General features: G+C 63.9%; 17 protein-coding genes. 12 read left to right on the forward strand and 5 right to left on the reverse strand.

Annotation, left to right across the window (positions count from 1 at the left end; all coding sequences use genetic code 11):
• Positions 1-35: 35 nt before the first annotated feature.
• The 6 genes from NP945_RS13400 (at position 36) to pheT (ending at position 5,568) form a co-directional block, all read left to right on the forward strand.
• On the forward strand, positions 36-680 hold the full coding sequence (locus NP945_RS13400; protein ID WP_027039944.1) for an isoprenylcysteine carboxylmethyltransferase family protein: 645 nt from the start codon (positions 36-38) through the stop codon (positions 678-680).
• Between the two features lie 181 nt (positions 681-861).
• Positions 862-1,065, forward strand: coding sequence for a 50S ribosomal protein L35 (gene rpmI, locus NP945_RS13405; protein ID WP_006201248.1), 204 nt, complete (start codon positions 862-864; stop codon positions 1,063-1,065).
• Between the two features lie 37 nt (positions 1,066-1,102).
• Positions 1,103-1,504 carry a 50S ribosomal protein L20 gene (gene rplT / locus NP945_RS13410; protein ID WP_023672281.1) on the forward strand — a complete coding sequence of 134 codons (402 nt, stop codon included), beginning with the start codon at positions 1,103-1,105 and terminating at the stop codon, positions 1,502-1,504.
• Between the two features lie 142 nt (positions 1,505-1,646).
• Positions 1,647-2,744 (forward strand): phenylalanine--tRNA ligase subunit alpha, encoded by a 1,098-nt coding sequence (gene pheS, locus NP945_RS13415; protein ID WP_256746605.1) that lies wholly within the window; start codon positions 1,647-1,649, stop codon positions 2,742-2,744.
• The gene (locus NP945_RS13420) at positions 2,741-3,163 is read left to right on the forward strand and encodes a GFA family protein (RefSeq protein ID WP_256746606.1); all 423 of its coding nucleotides are present in this window, start codon (positions 2,741-2,743) and stop codon (positions 3,161-3,163) included. Before pheS ends, NP945_RS13420 begins: the two co-directional genes overlap by 4 nt.
• Positions 3,160-5,568, forward strand: a complete 2,409-nt coding sequence (gene pheT, locus NP945_RS13425) for a phenylalanine--tRNA ligase subunit beta (protein ID WP_256746607.1) — start codon at positions 3,160-3,162, stop codon at positions 5,566-5,568. Before NP945_RS13420 ends, pheT begins: the two co-directional genes overlap by 4 nt.
• Positions 5,569-5,646: 78 nt before the next feature.
• Here the strand turns inward: pheT and NP945_RS13430 are convergent, their stop codons facing one another.
• Positions 5,647-8,127 (reverse strand): autotransporter domain-containing protein, encoded by a 2,481-nt coding sequence (locus NP945_RS13430; RefSeq protein ID WP_256746608.1) that lies wholly within the window; start codon positions 8,125-8,127, stop codon positions 5,647-5,649.
• Between the two features lie 273 nt (positions 8,128-8,400).
• Between NP945_RS13430 and NP945_RS13435 the strand changes: the two genes are divergently transcribed.
• The gene (locus NP945_RS13435; protein WP_256746609.1) at positions 8,401-9,003 is read left to right on the forward strand and encodes a nucleotidyltransferase family protein; all 603 of its coding nucleotides are present in this window, start codon (positions 8,401-8,403) and stop codon (positions 9,001-9,003) included.
• A gap of 144 nt (positions 9,004-9,147) precedes the next feature.
• Here the strand turns inward: NP945_RS13435 and NP945_RS13440 are convergent, their stop codons facing one another.
• Positions 9,148-10,143, reverse strand: a complete 996-nt coding sequence (locus NP945_RS13440) for an aldo/keto reductase (RefSeq protein ID WP_256746610.1) — start codon at positions 10,141-10,143, stop codon at positions 9,148-9,150.
• Positions 10,144-10,239: 96 nt separating this feature from the next.
• Between NP945_RS13440 and NP945_RS13445 the strand changes: the two genes are divergently transcribed.
• The 5 genes from NP945_RS13445 to NP945_RS13465 all read left to right on the forward strand — a co-directional run bounded on the left by NP945_RS13445 (position 10,240) and on the right by NP945_RS13465 (position 15,158).
• Complete coding sequence (locus NP945_RS13445) at positions 10,240-11,130, forward strand: LysR family transcriptional regulator (protein ID WP_127266811.1); 891 nt, start codon at positions 10,240-10,242, stop codon at positions 11,128-11,130.
• A gap of 56 nt (positions 11,131-11,186) precedes the next feature.
• A complete protein-coding gene (locus tag NP945_RS13450) occupies positions 11,187-11,759 on the forward strand; it encodes a cytochrome b (protein WP_256746611.1) in 573 nt (190 codons plus the stop codon).
• 68 nt (positions 11,760-11,827) lie between these two features.
• Entirely contained in the window at positions 11,828-12,403 is a 576-nt protein-coding gene (locus NP945_RS13455) for a YceI family protein (RefSeq protein ID WP_256746612.1), read from the forward strand.
• 69 nt (positions 12,404-12,472) lie between these two features.
• Positions 12,473-13,459, forward strand: coding sequence for a Gfo/Idh/MocA family protein (locus tag NP945_RS13460; RefSeq protein WP_256746613.1), 987 nt, complete (start codon positions 12,473-12,475; stop codon positions 13,457-13,459).
• Positions 13,460-13,499: 40 nt separating this feature from the next.
• The gene (locus NP945_RS13465; protein WP_256746614.1) at positions 13,500-15,158 is read left to right on the forward strand and encodes an FAD-binding dehydrogenase; all 1,659 of its coding nucleotides are present in this window, start codon (positions 13,500-13,502) and stop codon (positions 15,156-15,158) included.
• Positions 15,159-15,193: 35 nt separating this feature from the next.
• Here the strand turns inward: NP945_RS13465 and NP945_RS13470 are convergent, their stop codons facing one another.
• From NP945_RS13470 to NP945_RS13480, 3 genes are all read right to left on the reverse strand, one after another.
• On the reverse strand, positions 15,194-16,132 hold the full coding sequence (locus NP945_RS13470; protein WP_256746615.1) for an alpha/beta hydrolase: 939 nt from the start codon (positions 16,130-16,132) through the stop codon (positions 15,194-15,196).
• Positions 16,133-16,349: 217 nt separating this feature from the next.
• Positions 16,350-17,132 carry a carnitinyl-CoA dehydratase gene (locus NP945_RS13475; protein WP_256746616.1) on the reverse strand — a complete coding sequence of 261 codons (783 nt, stop codon included), beginning with the start codon at positions 17,130-17,132 and terminating at the stop codon, positions 16,350-16,352.
• Entirely contained in the window at positions 17,125-19,203 is a 2,079-nt protein-coding gene (locus NP945_RS13480) for an acetate--CoA ligase family protein (RefSeq protein ID WP_256746617.1), read from the reverse strand. Before NP945_RS13480 ends, NP945_RS13475 begins: the two co-directional genes overlap by 8 nt.
• Between the last annotated feature and the right edge of the window lie 2 nt (positions 19,204-19,205).

The raw sequence follows: 19,205 nt of genomic DNA on the forward strand, positions 1-19,205 counted from the left end.
ATCGCCGGCAAATTTTTCGACGATCGGATTCCGCCATGGTCAATGAAATCAAGTCTGCGCCCGTCGAGGCACACGGGCTGGGCAACTACCAGCATATGCGCCGGATAGTGCTTGCCGTTCTCGTGGTCGTGCTGTTCGCAGCATTGCTATTTGGTCAATCGACGTTTCCGCCCGACACGCCGGTGCACGAATCGATCGAAATGTTCGGCGTGCTGCTGATTTTCCTCGGCATCGTGGGCCGTCTTTGGGCGACACTCTACATAGGCGGGCGCAAATCTTCCGAGGTGGTGACCGGCGGGCCTTACTCGATCACCCGCAACCCGCTCTATGTATTCTCGACCGTAGCCGCGGCCGGCGTCGGTGCGCAGATCGGTTCTTTCTCCGGCATCATCCTCTTCGGGCTTTTGTGCGCGGGGGCCTTCCACATCGTCATCCTGCGCGAGGAGAAGTTCCTCAAGGAAGCGCTCGGCGCGCCGTACCAGGCGTATCTGGCGAGGGTGCCGCGCTTCTTCCCGAAACTGTCGCTCTACCAGGAGGGCGATACGGGCAGCTTCAAGCCGCGCCTGCTGTTGACAACGCTGCTCGACGGCTTGGTGTTTCTCATCGCGCTGCCGGCCTTTGAATTGATCGACGGGGCGCAGCTGTCGGGTATGTTGCCGGTCTGGTTCACGCTTCCCTGACCGGGGACAGAGCGTCTATCCTGGCAGGTGTTGCGCGCGGGCCGTCTTTGACGTATAGGACCGCCGTTCAAGAAAACCGCCCGGCAGGGCATGCCGTGGCGGTTTCATTTGCTTTTCGGGCTTTGGTCGGCCTGAAGCGAACAAGAAGCGCGATAGTGCGCCAACGATACGGAGTAGCAAAATGCCCAAGATGAAGACCAAGTCCGCCGCCAAAAAGCGGTTCAAGATCACAGGTACGGGTAAAGTCCTGTCGGCTGCGGCCGGCAAGCGTCACGGCATGATCAAGCGTTCCAACAAGTTCATTCGAAATGCCCGCGGCACGATGGTTCTGGCTGAACCGGATGGCAAGAAGGTCATCAAGAATTTTCTGCCGAACGGCCTCTAAGGCATTCGGTCCGGACACGTTTTAAGGAGATCATGACATGGCACGCGTAAAAAGAGGCGTCACTTCGCACGCCAAGCACAAGAAGGTCCTGAAAGCCGCGAAAGGCTTCTACGGCCGCCGCAAGAACACCATCCGCATCGCCAAGCAGGCGGTGGAAAAGTCGATGCAGTACGCGTATCGCGACCGCAAGAACCGCAAGCGCTCGTTCCGCGCGCTGTGGATCCAGCGCATCAACGCCGCGACGCACGAGCATGGCCTGACCTATGGCCGCTTCATCGACGGCCTCAACAAGTCGGGCATCGAGATCGACCGTAAGATCCTGTCGGACATGGCCATTCACGAGCCGCAGGCTTTCGCAGCCCTGGTCGCCAAGGCCAAGGTGGCGCTCGAATATCTGAAGAACACCACGCCGAACGCTTTTGAAAGCGCTGTCGCCTAAGACCAGCGCTTCCCAAGCATTCGCAATTCTGATTTGGGGAACCCGCGCTGGCACGGCTGGCGCGGGTTTTTCTTTTGCCTGAACTTTCAACTTAAAAGTGACTTTCACTTTGAGCTGATTTCCAACGTAGCGAGTTTTGACCGTGAACGACGCAACCACTGGCCTGGATACGCTTGAAAACTCACTTCTGGCCGAAATCGCCTCGGCCGCCGATGAGCCGGCCATCGAGGCCGTGCGCATCGCTGCTTTCGGCAAGAAGGGCGCCGTGTCCGAGATGCTGAAGACACTTGGCGCGATGACCGCCGAGGAGCGTCAGGTCAAAGGCCCCGCAATCAACGGACTCAAGAACCGCGTCACAGATGCGCTGACGGCGCGCAAGGCCGAGTTGAAAGATGTGGCGATCACCGCGCGCCTCGCCGCCGAAAAGGTCGATGTGACGCTGCCGGTGCGGCAGTCGCCGGCTGAGCGCGGCCGTATACACCCGATCAGCCAGGTCATCGACGAGATTGCGGCGATCTTCGGCGACCTCGGATTTTCCATCGCCGAAGGTCCCGATATGGAGACCGATTACTACAATTTCACCGCGCTGAATTTCCCAGAAGGCCATCCGGCGCGCGAGATGCACGACACCTTCTTTTTCCAGCCGGACGAGAAGGGCGAGCGCAAGCTTCTGCGCACCCACACTTCGCCGGTGCAGATCCGCACCATGGAGACGAAGAAGCCGCCGATCCGCATCGTCATTCCGGGCAAGACCTACCGGCAGGATTCGGATGCCACCCACTCGCCGATGTTCCATCAGGTCGAGGGGCTGGTGATCGATAAGACGGCCAACGTCGCCAACATGAAGTGGGTGCTGGAGGAGTTCTGCAAGGCCTTCTTCGAGGTTCCGCAGGTCAAGATGCGCTTCCGGCCGTCCTTCTTCCCGTTCACCGAACCGAGCCTCGAGGTCGATATCCAGTGTGACCGCTCCAGGCCCGGCGAAGTGCGCTTCGGCGAAGGCTCCGACTGGATGGAGATCCTCGGCTGCGGCATGGTGCACCCCAACGTGCTGCGCCATGGCGGGCTCGATCCGGACGAATATCAGGGCTTTGCCTGGGGGATGGGCATAGACCGTATCGCCATGCTGAAATACGGCATGCCGGACCTGCGCGCCTTCTTCGATGCCGACGTGCGCTGGCTGTCGCATTACGGGTTCAGGCCGCTCGACATGCCGACGCTGTTCGGAGGCCTGAGCGCATGACAGCGCCCTATGCCGGCGGCTGCCGCTGCGGCGCCGTGCGGTTCGAGGCATCAGTCGAACCGCATCACGTCAGCTATTGCCATTGCGGCGATTGCCGGCGGGCCAGCGGCGCGCCGATGTCGGCCTTTGTCGGCTTCCTGGTCGATCAGGTCGCGTTCACCGGCAAGGCGCTGAAGATGTATGAGAACGGCCCGGTGACGCGCTCCTTCTGCGGCACCTGCGGCTCACCCATCGCCTATGTCGACGAGCGGCTGGAGGACGACATCTACTTCATGCTCGGCGCCATGGATGCGCCGGCCGATTTTGAGCCGACGCAGCATGCCTATGTCAGTGAGCAGCTCCCCTTCCTGCATATGTCCGACGACCTGCCGAGACATCTGAAAACAAGCGTCAAAAGACCAGACGGAACAGTCCCATGAAATTCACCCTCTCCTGGCTCAAGGACCACCTAGAGACCGACGCCACGCTCGACGAGATCGTCGAGCGACTGACCTCGATCGGCCTCGAAGTCGAGCATGTCGACGACAAGTCGAGCCTGAAGCCCTTCGTCATCGCCAGGGTGCTGACGGCGGTGCAGCATCCCGATGCCGACCGGCTGCGCGTGCTGACCGTCGATACGGGCAACGGCAAACCACCCGTGCAGGTCGTCTGCGGCGCGCCCAATGCGCGGGCCGGCCTGATCGGCGCCTTTGCCGCGCCCGGCACCTATGTGCCCGGCATCGACGTGACGCTGACGGTCGGCAAGATCAGGGGCGTCGAAAGCCACGGCATGATGTGTTCCGAGCGCGAACTGGAACTGTCCGACGAGCACAACGGCATCATCGACCTGCCCGAGGATGCGCCGGTCGGCACCAGCTTCGCCGCCTATGCGCATATCGACGATCCGGTCATCGAGATCAATTTGACGCCGAACCGGCCGGATGCCACCAGCGTCTACGGCATCGCCAGGGATCTGGCGGCGAGCGGGCTTGGCCGCCTCGTCGGCGGCGCCATCATGCCGCATGTCGGCAACGGCATGTGTCCGGTCAAGGTAACGATCGAAGCGCCGGAGCTTTGCCCCGGCTTCGCACTCAACCTGGTCAAGGGCGTCAAGAATGGGCCGTCGCCAAAATGGCTGCAGCAGCGGCTGATCGCCATTGGGCTGAGACCGATCAGTGCGCTGGTCGACATCACCAATTACGTCACCTTCGACCGCGGCCGCCCGCTGCATGTGTTCGACGCCAGCAAGGTTGCCGGCAATCTCGTCGTGCGCCGCGCGCGCGATGGCGAAAAGGTGCAGGCGCTCGACGGCCGCGAATACACGCTGACGCCGGAAATGTGCGTCATCGCAGATGACAACGGCGTCGAGTCGATCGCCGGCATCATGGGCGGCGAGCATTCGGGCTGCGACGAGAACACATCAGATGTGCTGATCGAATCCGCCCTTTGGGACCCGATCACCACGGCGCGCACCGGCCGCACGCTCGGCATCATCACCGACGCGCGTTACCGTTTCGAGCGCGGGGTGGACCCCGAATTCATGGTTCCCGGCGTCGAGCTGGCAACGAAACTGGTGCTCGATTTCTGCGGCGGCACGCCGACCGAAATGGAAGTCGTCGGCTACGCCGGCCACAAGTCGAAGATCGTTTCCTTCCCGCTTTCGGAAGTGAAGAGGTTGACCGGCATCGAGGTTCCCAGGGCGGAAAGCCTCGACATCCTGTCGCGCCTCGGCTTCAAGCCGGAGGGCTCGGGCGATGTGGTCAATGTCGCCGTGCCGTCCTGGCGCCCCGACGTCGACGGCAAGGCAGACCTGGTCGAGGAAGTCATGCGCATCCATGGTGTCGACAACATCGCACCGCAACCGCTCGGTGCGCATGACGCGGTCAACGCAAGGATCCTCACCACGCTGCAGGTCCGTACCCGCACCGCCAAGCGCGCGCTTGCCGTGCGCGGCATGATGGAAGCCGTCACCTGGTCGTTCATTCCGGCCAAGCACGCCGAGCTGTTCGGCGGCGGCCAGACCGCGCTGAAGCTCGCCAACCCGATCGCCGCCGACATGTCCGACATGCGGCCCTCGCTGCTGCCGGGCCTGATCGCTGCTGCCCAGCGCAATGCCGACAAGGGTATCGGCGACGTGGCGCTGTTCGAAGTGTCGGGCACTTATGAGGGCGACGGCGCCGACCAGCAACGGCGCGTGGCCGCCGGCGTGCGCCGCGGCACCGCCAAGCTCGACGGCTCAGGCCGCAACTGGGCCGGCAATTCGGGTGCGGTCGGCGTGTTCGACGCCAAGGCCGACGCGATCGCCGCACTGGAAGCCTGCGGTGCGCCTGTCGACCGGCTGCAGATCGAGGCCGGCGGCCCGGCCTGGTATCATCCCGGCCGTTCCGGCACGATCAAGCTCGGTCCGAAAACCGTGCTCGGCACCTTCGGCGAATTCCACCCGAAGACGCTGGAAGGCCTCGATGTTTCCGGCCCGCTGTGCGGCTTCGAAGTGTTTGTCGATGCCGTGCCCGAGCCGAAGGCCAAGCCGACGAAAACCAAGCCGAAACTGGAACTGTCCCCCTTCCAGGCGGTCAAGCGCGACTTCGCTTTCGTCGTCGACAAAACGGTCGAGGCCGGCACGCTGGTGCGCGCGGCGCTCGCCGCCGACAAGAAGCTCATCACCGCCGTCTCGGTCTTCGACATCTTCGAAGGCGCTTCGCTGGGCACGGACAAAAAATCGATCGCCATCGAAGTGTCGATCCAGCCGGTTGAAAAGACACTGACCGACGAGGATTTCGAGGCACTGGCCAAGCGTATCGTCGAGAATGTCGGCAAGCAGGCCGGTGGCGTTCTGAGGACGTAGCGCCCAAGGCGACTGAACTGTTAGCGATGGGGCTGCTCATCCGTCCACGGGACGGATGAGCAGCCGTTGCCGCAATGGTCAGAACCCGCCGCCGACCCTCAGGCCAAAGGCATGGCTGTAGCTGTCTTGAAAGCCGATTGTGCCGCGATAATCGAGCCCGATGGATAACCCTTGGTGCAGCAGCAGATCGGCGCCCAGGCCGATCATCACCTGGTCACTCGCCAAAGGCTGCGTCTGGAAGCCATAGACAAGGCCATCCGGACTATCCGCGTAGCGGATATCGACGCCGCTCGAGCCGGAGAATTCGTGAGTGTATTCAACCCGGAAGCGTGGTGTGAAGACGCCGAGGGCCATCGGCATGTCATAGCCGCCGGCAAGGCCAAGCGTGCCGCCGAGGCTGTCGACGCTCTGCTTGCCGAAGCTCAGCGAATAGATGCCTGCTCCGGTTTCGGTAAACGCGTCGAGGCTCGAAGAGGATGCCGTCAACCTGGCGAACGGAGTGAGTCGCAGCCCGCCGACGCGATGATCGAAACCGGCAGTCAGCGAGCCGAAAATCTGGTCGCCGTCACGCTGACCGTCGGCAAAGCCGCCAACACTTGTCACGAAGCGCTTCGAATCGAAGCTGAACGAACCGTAGCCGGCCAGGGCATCGAGAAACAGGTTTTCGGCCGGGCGATAGCTTGCATAGAGCGTCGCGCTGTAGGCCTCGCCGGAACTCTCGGTGCCATTGCCGCCAATGTCGCTGTCGTCGCTGGAGTAGCCGACGGCCAGACCGGCGGCGAAACGGTCGTTGAAACGGTAGTCGATGCCGGTGGTCATGTTGATCGAAACGGAGTCCCGCTCCGCGCTATCGTCAGGCGAACTATGGCCGAGATCGATGTGGCCGCCGGCCCACAAGCCGAAGCCCAGCTTTGCCGCGTCGCCCCCACAATCGGATCCGTCTGGAAAGTCGACGCTGGCGGCATTGCCATCGGCGCCTTGGCCAGACAGTTCGAGCCCATTCGCAAAGGCCTTGCGGCACGCCTCGCTTCGCAAAGCGCCCATGCGATGGTTGATATTGTCTGTCTGCCCGGCGGCGAATTGCTGCACCGCTTGCGCCTGGGCATTGAGCAGCCCGGCGACCTCCGGATCGTCGGAGGGGTCCGGCCGTGTGGTGACGGTGATGGTCACCGTGGCCGGATCGGAAACGCCGCCGGGTCCGGTCAGTGTGTACGTTACGATGACGGTGCCTGAAAACACCGGCGAGGACGCGAAGGTCAGTAGGTAGTTGGGCGCGCCGGACAGCGTCGCCGTGCCGCCCTCGGCGGGGGCGCTGGACATGATCGCCGCGGCGCTGAATGGTTCGCCGGTAGCACCCGGCGTCAACGGCAGCGAAGCCGACATGCCGGCAACGATGGTCATGGTCAGTGACGGCGCCGTCGGTCGGGGCGCCGCAGCGATGTCCAGCGTATACTCGCGCCTTGCCCTGTTCTCGGAGGTGTCGAACACATCGACGGCAAAGGCAAATGATCCGCTCTCGGTCGGCGTGCCGCCGAGTGTACCATCGGTTGCGAGCGAAACGCCTTCGGGCAGATTTCCGATGATCCGCTGAAACGTGTAAGGCGCGCCCACACCGCCGGTTGCGGTCAGCATCTGGCTATAGGGCTGCCCAACCTGGCCATTGGGCAAAGCTGCCGGTGAAATTACGATGGGCGGACCAGTGGTGATCGCAAGCGTGTAGTCGCGTTCGCCGTTGTTGCCGACATGGTCCGTCGCCCGGACCCTGAAACTGTAGACGCCGGGGGGCGCTATGACCGGCCCGGAGAGGACGCCGGCACTGCTGAAGCCGACGGGCATGGAGCCCGAAACGATCGAGAACGTAAAGGGGCCGCCAGCACCACCCGAAGCCGTCAGCGCCTGGCTATAGGGCTGGCCAATCTGCGCGCCGGGCAAGGCAGCTGGTGAAATGACGACCGGGTTGTCCGCGATCACGATGGTGTAGTCGTGTTCGCCGCTGTTGCCGACATGGTCTGTCGCCCGGACCCTGAAACTGTAGACGCCGGGGGCGGCTATCACTGGCCCTGAGAGGACGCCGGCACTGCTGAAGGCGACGGGCATGGAGCCCGAAACGATCGAGAACGTGTAGGGACCCCCAGCGCCACCCGAAGCCGTCAGCGCCTGGTTATACGGCTGGCCAATCTGCCCGCCGAGCAACGCAGCAGGCGAAATCAAGACCGGGTTGTCCGCGATCACAATCGTGTAGTCGCGTGTGCCGGTGTTGCCGACCTGATCTGTCGCCAGGACTCTGAAATTATAGGTGCCGGGGGCGGCTATCACTGCCCCGGAGAGGACGCCGCCGCTGCTGAAGGAGACCGGCGTGACCCCCGAAGTGAGCGCGAACGTGTATGGCCCGCCAGCTCCGCCTGAAGCCATCAGCGTCCGATCATAGTGCTCACCAACTCTCCCATCCGGCAGCGTGGCCGGGGAAATCACGATCGGCTCCGCCGCAGCACTTGCATTGAGCGAGGCTGCGATCAGAACGCAGAAGGTCGCGGCAATCCAGAACCACTTCGCAGTCAATTTTGCCCTGTCGATCGGTCCTCTCGACGATGCTGCTGGCCAAACCGACGATATCTGCATGCCCAGGCTACCCCAGCCGGTGTGGAAAATTCCAATAGCAATCGTCCATGCCGGCAGATGGGCAGACGCGCATAGTCGTCAGATGACGAGGGTGGGGCTGTTTTAGGTCCAGGCCGAGCATCATGGTCCGGTCACGTTGCAATCTGGCCACATCTTTGGTGGCGCTATGGGCGAAGCATTGCGGATACTTGCCGAATCGCTCTCCAAAGGGCGATGGATCCTCTCTGCTATTCGGGCCTTCCTCTTGAAGAGCAGCGCGCGGCGTTTCTCGCCATCGTGCTTGCCGACCCGCTGTTGCGCGACGCGCTGGCGCTGGCTCGCACGCTCGACCTGCCGGACTGGCTGGTGGTTTCCGGCGCGCTCTACAACAGTGTTTGGAACCATCTGACCGGCAAGCCTTCGGGGTATGGCATCAGGGATGTCGACCTGTTCTACTTCGATGACAGCGACCTCTCCTACGAGGCCGAGGACGCCGTTATTCGCCGCGCGGAGAAGCATTTCGAAGGACTGCCGCTGCCGGTCGAGGTGCGCAATCAGGCGCGGGTGCATCTTTGGTATCCGCAGAAGTTCGGGCGGCCGTGCCCGCGCTATTCGAACGCTAGCGATCCCGTCTGCTATTTCGCGTCGAAGACGCACGCCGTCGGGGTTCGATACGATGCTGACGGGCAGCTGGTGTTGGTGGCGCCGTTCGGGCTGGATGATGTTTTTTCGTTCCGCATCACACCGAACCGGGTGATGGACAACCAGCAGACGCATGAGGTGAAGGGGGCGAGGGCGAGGGAGTGCTGGCCGGAGATTACGGTTGTGCCGTGGTGACCTCACCCTCCCCTTGTGGGGAGGGTCGATCCGCGCAGCGGAGCGGGGTGGGGGTCTTCGTAGGGCGCTCCCCCACCCCGTCCCGCTGTCTCCGCTTCGCTGCGACAGCGAGCCGACCCTCCCCACAAGGGGGAGGGGGAAGACCTAGCCGTTCACCAGTGCCAGCAACTCTTCGGTGTAGCGCTTGCCCATAACCTTGTTGGGCGACAGCGCGTCACCAATAGCCTGCACCTCGGCCGCGCTTAGCGCGATGTCCGCCGCCGCCGTGTTCTGCTCCAGATGGCGTATCTTGCGCGCGCCGGGGATCGGTACGATGAAATCGCCCTGGTGCAGCACCCAGGCCAGCGCCAGCTGTGCCGAGGTCACGCCCTTTTCAACAGCCAGCTTTTCCAAGGTGGCGATGACAGCGGCGTTGGCTTCCATCGCCTCGGCCTGGAAGCGCGGCAAGGTCCGGCGCCAGTCGCCGTCGCTCAAGGCCTCGGGCTTGGCGATCGTGCCGGTCAGCAGCCCACGGCCGAGCGGGCTATAGGGAACGAAGCCGATGCCGAGCTCGCGGCAGACGGCGAACACCTCGTCTTCCGGGTCGCGGCTCCACAGCGAATATTCGCTCTGCACGGCCGATATCGGATGCACGGCATGGGCCCGGCGAATGGTCGCGGCACTCGCCTCGGACAGGCCAAGCGCGCGCACCTTGCCCTCGCGCACCAGTTCGGCCATGGCGCCGACCGTATCCTCGATTGGCACGTTGGGGTCGACACGGTGCTGGTAGTAGAGGTCGATCACATCGGTGCCCAGCCGTTTCAGCGAGGCCTCGGCGACCGCTTTGACGTGCTCGGGGCGGCTGTCGACGCCCGCCATGCGGTCGAGGCCTGTACCTTCCTCCAGAATCCGGAAGCCGAATTTTGTCGCGATCGTCAGATGATCACGCACCGGCTTCAGCGCCTTGCCGAGCAGAATCTCGTTCTCGAAAGGGCCATAGACCTCCGCCGTGTCGAAGAAATTGACGCCGATGTCGACGGCGCGGTGCAGCGTGGCGATCGCATCGGCTTCCGCTTGGCCGCCATAGGCGAAGCTCATGCCCATGCAGCCGAGGCCGACGGGGTAGACGTTCAATTCAGTTCCTAGCTTGCGGGTTTGCATAACGCGTCTCCTTGTTGCGATGTGGGAGAAATAGCGCCTTGCCTTGTGTTCGATAATCGGCTTCCATCCGCACGGGCTGTACTAAAAGATAGATCAATGAATCGCGCGCATCTTTCCCAATTGGCCGTGCTGGCAACTGTCGCTCAATGCGGCAGCTTTCGGGGCGCCGCCAGGGAATTGGCCATCGCGCCTTCGGCTGTCAGCCACGCGGTATCCAGCCTGGAGGCGCGGCTTGGCGTTCGGCTGCTGGCGCGCAGCACACGCAGCGTCGCGCCGACCGAAGAAGGTGCGCAGTTGCTGGAGCGGCTGCGGCCGGCGCTGTCGGAGATCGACCTGGCGCTGGAGACGGCAATCGAGACGCGCGACCGGCCGGCCGGCAATCTGCGCCTGACCGTGCCGCGCACGGCAGCGCATTTGGCGCTGACGCCACGGCTGGGCGCCTTTGCGTCGGCCTATCCCGACATCGTGCTGGAGATCGTCATCGAGGACCGCTTCACCGACGTGGTGGAAGGCGGCTTCGATGCTGGCGTCCGGCTTGGCGAGAGCCTGCAGCGCGACATGATCGCGGTGCGCATCGGGCCGGACCTTCGCGGCGCGGTGGTCGGCGCCCCGGTCTATTTCGAGGTCAACCCCAAGCCGCGCCACCCGCGCGACCTGGCCGGCCACCGCTGCATCCGCTTCCGCTTCTCCAGCGGCATCCTCTACCGCTGGGAGTTCGAGAAAGGCCGCGAGACGATCGAGATGGCGGTGGAGGGACCGCTGATCCTCGACGAGGACCATCTGATCGCCCAGGCGGCGGTCGACGGCGCCGGGCTCGCCTTCGTCTTTGAGGATTATGTCCGCGCACCGCTCGCCGACGGCAGGCTGATCCGCGTGCTGGAGGACTGGTGCCCGCCCTTCGACGGCTTCTTTGTCTATTATCCGAGCCGCCGTCAGATGCGGCCAGCGCTCAGGGCGTTTGTCGATTTCTTCAAGGTGAGTGGATAGAGCGGGCTCGCCCCCCCTTGGTGGAAGATAACCGGCATCGCGGTCGTTCACCAACGATGCAAACATCGATCACCAACAGCACCACCCGCTATGGCTGGGGCGCGATCATTCTTCACTGGCTGATTGCGCTGATCTTCATCGGCCAGTTCGCTCTCGGCTTCGTCATGGTGCGGGTGACCAGCCAGCGCACCGCCTTCGAACTGATCCAGCTGCACAAATCCTTCGGCTTCCTGCTGCTCGGCCTGATCATCCTGCGCATCGTCTGGCGCTGCGGCAATACAACGCCGGCGCTGCCGGGCTCGGTCGGGACTTTGGAACGTCGGGCGGCACCGTTGGCCCATTTTGCGCTCTACGCGTTTCAGCTTGCCTTGCCCTTGTCCGGCTGGGCGCTGGTGTCGGTCTCGATGCTGGAGATACCCAGCCTGCCGTTCAACCTGTTCGTCATGCCGAACCTGCCGCTGGCCGAATCGGATGGTGCCGAAAGCTTCTGGGCGGCGGCGCATTGGTATCTTGCCTATGCCGGCATGGCGCTTGTGGCTCTCCACGTTGCGGCGGCACTGCGGCATCACTTCCAGCTCAGGGATGGCGTGCTCATGCGCATGATCACGCCTTCGTCAGATCCGGAATAGAGCGAGCGGTTCATTCGTTCATGGAGTGAGGGCGCAGGAATGCGCTGCCTCCAACAAGGAACATCCCCATGTACACGCGCATTCTCGGATTTGCGGCGGTCGCCGCTTGCCTCGCCATGCCTGTTTCAGCGGCCGTCGCGCTTGGCGACGCCGCCGGCAGCTATTCGATCAGCCCGGCCAACTCCAGCATCCACTTCTCCATCGGCAAGGTCGGCGGCGGCGGCCTGAATGGCGCCTTCGCCCGCTTCAAGGGCTCGATCCGCATCGACAACAGCGATGTCGGGCGCTCGCAGGTCAATTTCACCATCTTTCCCGAAAGCGTTGGCACCGGCCAGGGCCGTATCGATGCCTTCCTGCGCTCCGACGCGGTGTTCGATGCCGCCAACAACCCGGAGATCCAGTTCCGCTCTACCAGCGTGACCCGAACCAGCGACACCACGGCCCTCGTCAGCGGCCGGCTGACGGCGCGCGGCAAGACGTTTCCGGAAAAGTTCACGGCCGAGCTTGGCGGTCTCAAGGCCGGGACGATCAAATTCCATGTCACCGGCAAGGTGCTGAGGTCGCGCTACGGCATGGATGTCGGCACGCCAATCTATTCCAACATCGTCGACTTCGACATGACGCTGACCGGCAAAAGGGGCTGACCCTCGTCATTGGCTTTTCCGGCGATTTCGGGCAAACCTCGTTGCCTGTAATCGTGATGGAGAAGCCTGATGTTCCGATGGGGTGTGTTGTCGACGGCCAAGATCGGCCGCGAGCATTTGTTGCCGGCGATGGTCGAGGCGGAGAACGGCGTGCTGTCGGCGATCGCCAGCCGTGACCTGTCGAAGGCCAAGGCGCTGGCCGAGCGCTTCGGCGCGCGCCATGCCTTCGGCTCCTATGAGGAACTGCTTGCCTCCGACGAGGTCGATGGCGTCTACATCCCGTTGCCGACCTCGCAGCATGTCGAATGGGCGGCCAAGGCCATCGAAGCCGGCAAGCACGTGCTGGTCGAAAAGCCGCTGGCGCTCGACGCCAAGGACATCCTGCCGCTGATCAAGCTGCGCGACCAGAAAAAGGTGCTGGTCTGCGAGGCCTTCATGGTCATCTACCACCCGCAATGGATCAAGGTACGCGACCTCATCGCCAGCGGCGCCATCGGCCGGCTGCGCCATGTGCAGGGTGCCTTCTCCTACTACAATGTCGACCCCAGCAACATGCGCAACCAGCTCGACCTCGGCGGCGGCGCGTTGCCCGACATCGGCGTCTACCCGACCGTATCGACGCGCTTTTCGACCGGCAAGGAGCCGCTGCGCGTCCAGGCGACGATCGAGCGCGACAAGACATTCGGCACCGACATCTACTCCTCGATCCGCGCCGATTTCGGCGACTTCGAGCTGTCCTTCTATCTGTCGACGCAGATGGCGGCGCGCCAGGTGATGGTGTTCCACGGCGAGAAGGGTTTCATCGAGCTGTTCTCGCCTTTCAATGCCGGGCTTTACGACCACCACCGCGTCGAACTGCACAACCAGAACCACACCGAGGCGCAAGTGTTCCGCTTTCCCGGCACGCAGCAATACCGGCTTGAGGTCGAGACCTTCGCGCGTGCGGCACAGGGCGGCAAGGAGCGCGTCTTCACGCTGGAGGAATCCGTGCTCAACCAGAAAGTCATCGATGCCATCTTCCGCGTCGGCGGCAAAGAAGGCTGGGAGACAGTCTGACCCCTTGCATTGAAGTAGCCGGCTAATTCTGGGAGGAAAGATGGCTGACGATGCGGACGTGATCATTGTCGGCGCCGGTCTTGCAGGGCTGGTTGCCGCCGCCGAGCTTGCCGAGGCCGGCAAGAAAATCATCATTGTCGACCAGGAGCCGGAGCAGTCGCTGGGCGGTCAGGCGTTCTGGTCGTTCGGCGGCCTTTTCCTCGTCAATTCGCCCGAGCAGCGGCGCATGCGCATCCGCGATTCGCATGACCTGGCGTTGGAAGACTGGCTGGGCACCGCGGCTTTCGATCGGCCGGAGGATTTCTGGCCGCGCAAATGGGCGGAAGCCTATGTCGGCTTCGCCGCCGGCGAGAAACGCTCCTGGCTGATGCAGCGCGGCCTGAAATTCTTTCCTGTGGTCGGCTGGGCCGAGCGGGGCGGCGGCAATGCAATCGGCCACGGCAATTCGGTGCCGCGCTTTCACATTACCTGGGGCACCGGCCCCGGTGTGCTCGAACCGTTCGCCCAGCGCGTGCGCGAGGCCCAAAAGCGCGGATTGATCAGTTTCAAATTCCGCCACCGCGTCAATGAACTGACGCGGACGGGTGCTGTTGTGACCGGTGTGCGTGGCGACATCCTGCAGCCCAGCGCTGTCGAGCGCGGCCACAAGAGTTCGCGCGAAATATCAGGCGATTTCGAGCTTCACGCGCAAGCGGTGATCGTCGCCTCCGGCGGCATCGGCGCCAACCATCAACTGGTGCGGGAGAATTGGCCCAAACGGCTGGGCGCCGCACCGAAGCGCATGATCACCGGCGTGCCCGATCATGTCGACGGCCGCATGCTGGCGATCACGGAACGGGCCGGCGGTTCGATCATCAACCGTGACCGCATGTGGCACTATGTCGAGGGCATCAAGAATTGGGCCCCGGTCTGGACCGATCATGCGATCCGCATCCTGCCCGGCCCGTCATCGCTGTGGCTCGATGCGCGCGGCAAGCGCCTGCCGGTGCCGCTCTATCCCGGTTTCGACACGCTGGGCACGCTCTCCCACATCATGAGCACCGGCTTCGATTATTCCTGGTTCATCCTGACCAAAAAGATCATCCAGAAGGAGTTCGCGCTGTCGGGCTCCGAGCAGAACCCCGATTTGACCGGCAAGAGCTGGCGCCAGGTGCTCGGCCGCGCCACATCGGGCATTCCGGGTCCGGTCAAGGCGTTCATGGAGAAGGGCGAGGATTTCATCGTCGAGGCCGACTTGCCGACGCTGGTCGCGCGCATGAACGCGCTTGCCGGCGGCGAGCCGCTTCTTGAGGTAGCCCAGGTCGAGCGCGAAATGCGCGCCCGCGACCGGCAGCTCGACAACCCGTTCTCCAAGGACATGCAAATCACCGCTCTGCGCGGGGCGCGCGCCTATCTCGGCGACCGGCTGATCCGCACGGCCAAGCCGCACAAGATGCTCGATCCGGCAAACGGCCCGCTGATAGCGGTGCGCCTCAACATCCTGACCCGCAAGACGCTGGGCGGCCTGCAGACCGATCTCGACAGCCGCGTGCTGGGTGCCGATGGCCAGCCGGTTGCGGGACTCTACGCCGTCGGCGAAGCCGCCGGTTTTGGCGGCGGCGGTGTGCATGGTTATGCGGCGCTTGAGGGCACCTTCCTCGGCGGCTGCATCTTTTCCGGCCGCAGCGCCGGCCGTGCGGCGGCCGCTTCGGTGGGATGAGCCGGGGCCGGTCGGTCCTCAGAGTCCAGCCGCGATCACCAGCGCCAATCGCCCTGTCCAAGCGCGGTCACCGCATCGACGATCCGGGTGAAGCTTGCGCGGGCGCGGCCGACCGTGTGCCGGCCTCGGAGATAACCATGCACCAGCCCCGTTTCCTCGAACCAGGTTGCGCGTCCGCCCGCCGCCACGACCAGGTCGTGATAGGCCTCACCATCCGACGACAACGGGTCGCACTCAGCGGTGATCAGCACAGTCGGCGGCAGGTTGGAGAAGTCGGTGTCGGCGAGCGGCGACAGCGTGATGTCCCCGGTCCTATCAACGCCGCCGGTGCGGATATGCTTGTAGAATTCGAGATCGCGCACGGTCAGCATTGGCGCTTCGGCGTGCTTGACATAGGAGCCTTTCGCGCGGTCTCCGCCGAGGCCGGGATAGATCAGCACCTGGCCAAACGGCCTTTTCGAACGGTCACGCGTGGCGTGACTGACGGCGGCGCAGAGATTGCCGCCGGCGCTGTCGCCGCACAGCACGATAGGATGATCGCGATTGGCGGCGGCCCATTCGAAGGCGCTCATCGCATCGTCGAAGGCCGCCGGATGCAGATGCTCCGGCGCCAGCCGATAATCGACCGAGACCACCTCATAGCCGGTGCGGGCACAGAGCTCGGCGCAGACATCGTCGTGGCTGTCCAGCCCACCGAGGATGAAGCCGCCGCCATGGACATAGAGCACCGTCACCGCAGCTTTGTGTGTGCTTCGGTAGGTGCGGATCGGGATGTCGTGCGTGGGCGTCGCAATGGCTGAGGTTTCGACCGCCACGCCTTCGGGATAGCCGGCAAAGAATTCGCGGCACATGCGGTCATAGATCCCGCGCTGCTGCGCGATCGTGTAATCGATCGTGTCGGGCGGATAGTAGGAATTGGTCCGCTCTATGAACGCCCAGGTCTCGGCGTCGATGAGGATTTTGTAATCGGTCATGGGTGCTGGAAAGGCGCCCAAGGCTGAGCCAGGGCGCCCCCCTCTGTCCTGCCGGACATCTCCCCCTCAAGGGGGGAGATCGGATGTTGCGAAGACTTTCGCCAACCTTCTGCGTCGCAAGAAGAGTGCAGAGATCGAAGCTGCCAATCTCCCCCCTTGAGGGGGAGATGGCCGGCAGGCCAGAGGGGGGTAAGCGCCATCGTTCCGGCGGTATCCACTACTTCCCCTTCCAAACCGGCTCACGCTTCTCCGCAAAAGCGCGAAAACCCTCCATGCCATCCTCGGAGCCGTAGAGGGCATCGACCGTCGGCAGCTGGCGGCGGGTCACCTTGTTCATGGCGTCCTGGAAGGTCAGCGCCTCGGCCACACGCGCGGTCTCCTTGATCGCTGCAAAGACCAGCGGCGGGCCGCCTGCGAGCAGCCGGGCGATCTCCCAGACACGGTCCTCGAGCTTCTCCTTGGGCAGCACTTCGTTGACCAGGCCCCAGCGATGCGCCTCGGCCACATCCATCCAGCGGCCGGTCAGCAGAAGGTCCATGGCGACATGGTAGGGGATGCGCTTCGGCAGTTTGATCGTTGCCGCGTCGGCCAGCGTGCCGGCGCGGATTTCGGGGAGCGCGAAGGAGGAATGATCGGAGGCGTAGATGAGGTCGCAGGACAGCGCCAGCTCGAAGCCGCCGCCGACCGCCATGCCGTTGACGCAAGCGATCACCGGCTTGTTGAGGTCGCGCAATTCTTGCAGCCCGGCAAAGCCGCCGACGCCATAGTCGCCATCGACGGCATCGCCGCCGGCAGCGGCTTTGAGGTCCCAGCCGGCACAGAAGAACTTGTCGCCGGCGGTCTTGACGATGGCCACGCGCAATTCCGGATCGTCGCGGAACGCCTTGAAGGTCTCGCCCATCAGCCGCGAGGTCTTCAGGTCGATGGCGTTGGCCTTGGGCCGGTCGAGGGTGACTTCGAGGATCGGGCCCTCGCGGCGGGTAGAAATGACGTCAGACATTCTTGTTCTCTCCCAGCACCAGCAGCGCGTCGGCGATCCAGGCGCCCTTGCCCTCTGCACAGACGATCAGCGGGTTGATGTCGAGTTCCTCGATCTCGCCGGCATTCTCCTGCACGAAGCCGGCAATGCCCGAGATGGCATCGATGGCGGCCGCGACATCGGCTTTCGGCCGGCCGCGATAGCCTTCGAGCAGCGGGAACAGTTTCAGGCCGCGCAATGCCGCCTCGATGTCGTCGCGGGTTGCCGGCAGCATCAGCGTGACGCTGTCGCGCAACAGTTCGACCAGCACGCCGCCGGTGCCCAAGGTCATCACCGCGCCGAACATCGGGTCGCGGGTGAAGCCGACGATCAGTTCCGCGACACCGTCGCGCACCATGCGCTCGACATAGAGCCCGGTGCCGAGCGGCAACAGGTCATGCGCCGCGGTGCTGACGGATTCGGCATCCCTGAGGTTGAGCCTGACGGCGCCAACTTCGGATTTGTGGCTGACGCCGAGCGCCTTCAGCGCCACCGGGAAGCCAAGCGCCATGGAAGAGATCACCGCCTCGACCGCATTGGCGGCGCGTTCGCCCTTCGGCACAGGCAGGCCGGCCTTGATCAGCCGCGATTTTGCTTCGGCCTCGTCGGGCGTGACATGGTCGCCACGAGGCGCACCGGCAGCAGAAGTGTCGATCGGCTGCGCCTGTGGTTCGGCCCAAGCCCAACCGATGAAGGCCGCCGCCCCGGCGGCATCCATGGCTTCCGAAATGCCGAACAACGGCACCATGCCGCGCGCCATCAGTTCGGCGGTGTACTCCTCCGGCAGGTTTTCCGGCAGCGACGAGACGATCGCGCCATGCGCCTTGTTGGTCTTCAGCGCCGATTCGAAGGCGCGCAGCGTCGCCCACCAATCGGTGACCGAACAACGATCAGGTCGCGGAAAATCCAGCACCAGCATGTTGAGGTCGAAGCCGCCCGACACCATTGCGGTGAAGGTGGCGGTCATCGCCGGCTCGTTGTTCCAGATGAAGGTGTGATAGTCCAAGGGATTGGCGACCGCGACCAGCGGCCCGAGCGTCGATTTGACATGGGCGCGGTGGCTGTCGGTCAGCACAGGGAAATTGACCCAGCGCCCTTCGGCGCTGTCGGCCATGACAGAGGCCTCGCCGCCGGAGCAGCTCATCGACGACAGCCTATAGCCGGGCAAAGGTCCGGTGATGTGCAGCAGCTTCAGCGCTTCGATGAAGGCGGGAATCGAATCGACACGCGCAATGCCGAGCCGCCGCAGGAACGCACCCGAGGCCGCATCCGAGCCGGCCAGCGACGCGGTATGCGAGACGGTCGCCTGCCTGGCCTGTTCGGAACGGCCGACCTTCATGGCGATGATCGGCTTTTTCAGCTCGCGCGCCCGTGCTGCCAGCCGCTCGAAGCCGGCTACCGAATCGAAAGCCTCGATGTGCAGGCCGAGCGACGTGACCCGCTCGTCCTCGATCAGGCCAAGCGCCATTTCGGACAGCCCGGTCTGCGCCTGGTTGCCGGCGGTCATCAGGAAAGCGATCGGCAGGCCGCGCCTTTGCATCGTCATGTTGATGGCGATGTTGGAGGACTGGGTGATGATGGCGACGCCCTTGCCGCCCTCGGCCAGTCTTATGCCGCCATGCTGGTCGGGCCACAAAAGCGCGCCGTCGGCATAATTGATCAGGCCGTAGCAATTCGGCCCGATGATCGGCATCGAGCCGGCTGCCGCAACCAGCTCGGCCTGCAGCCGCTCGCCGTCGTCGTCGTAGGCCTCGGTCTCAAGGAAGCCGGCGGCAAAGCAGACGGCGCCGCCGGCGCCGCGCTCGGCCAGCGCCTTGATCACCTCGATGGTCAAATGCCGGTTGACGCCGACAAAGGCGGCGTCCGGCGCGTCAGGCAAATCGGCGACCGAACGATAGGCCTTGCGGCCCGCGACCTCGTCCTTGGTCGGATGCACCGGCCAGATCTCGCCGGCAAAGCCCATCTTGATCGATTGCGCGACGACGGCCGCGGCCTGCGCACCGCCGAAGACGGCGATCGATTTCGGCCGCAGGAGACGCTCAAGTTTATGCATAT

Origin of the sequence: Mesorhizobium sp. LMG17149 (genome assembly GCF_024518695.1) — a bacterium.
Taxonomy (GTDB): domain Bacteria; phylum Pseudomonadota; class Alphaproteobacteria; order Rhizobiales; family Rhizobiaceae; genus Mesorhizobium.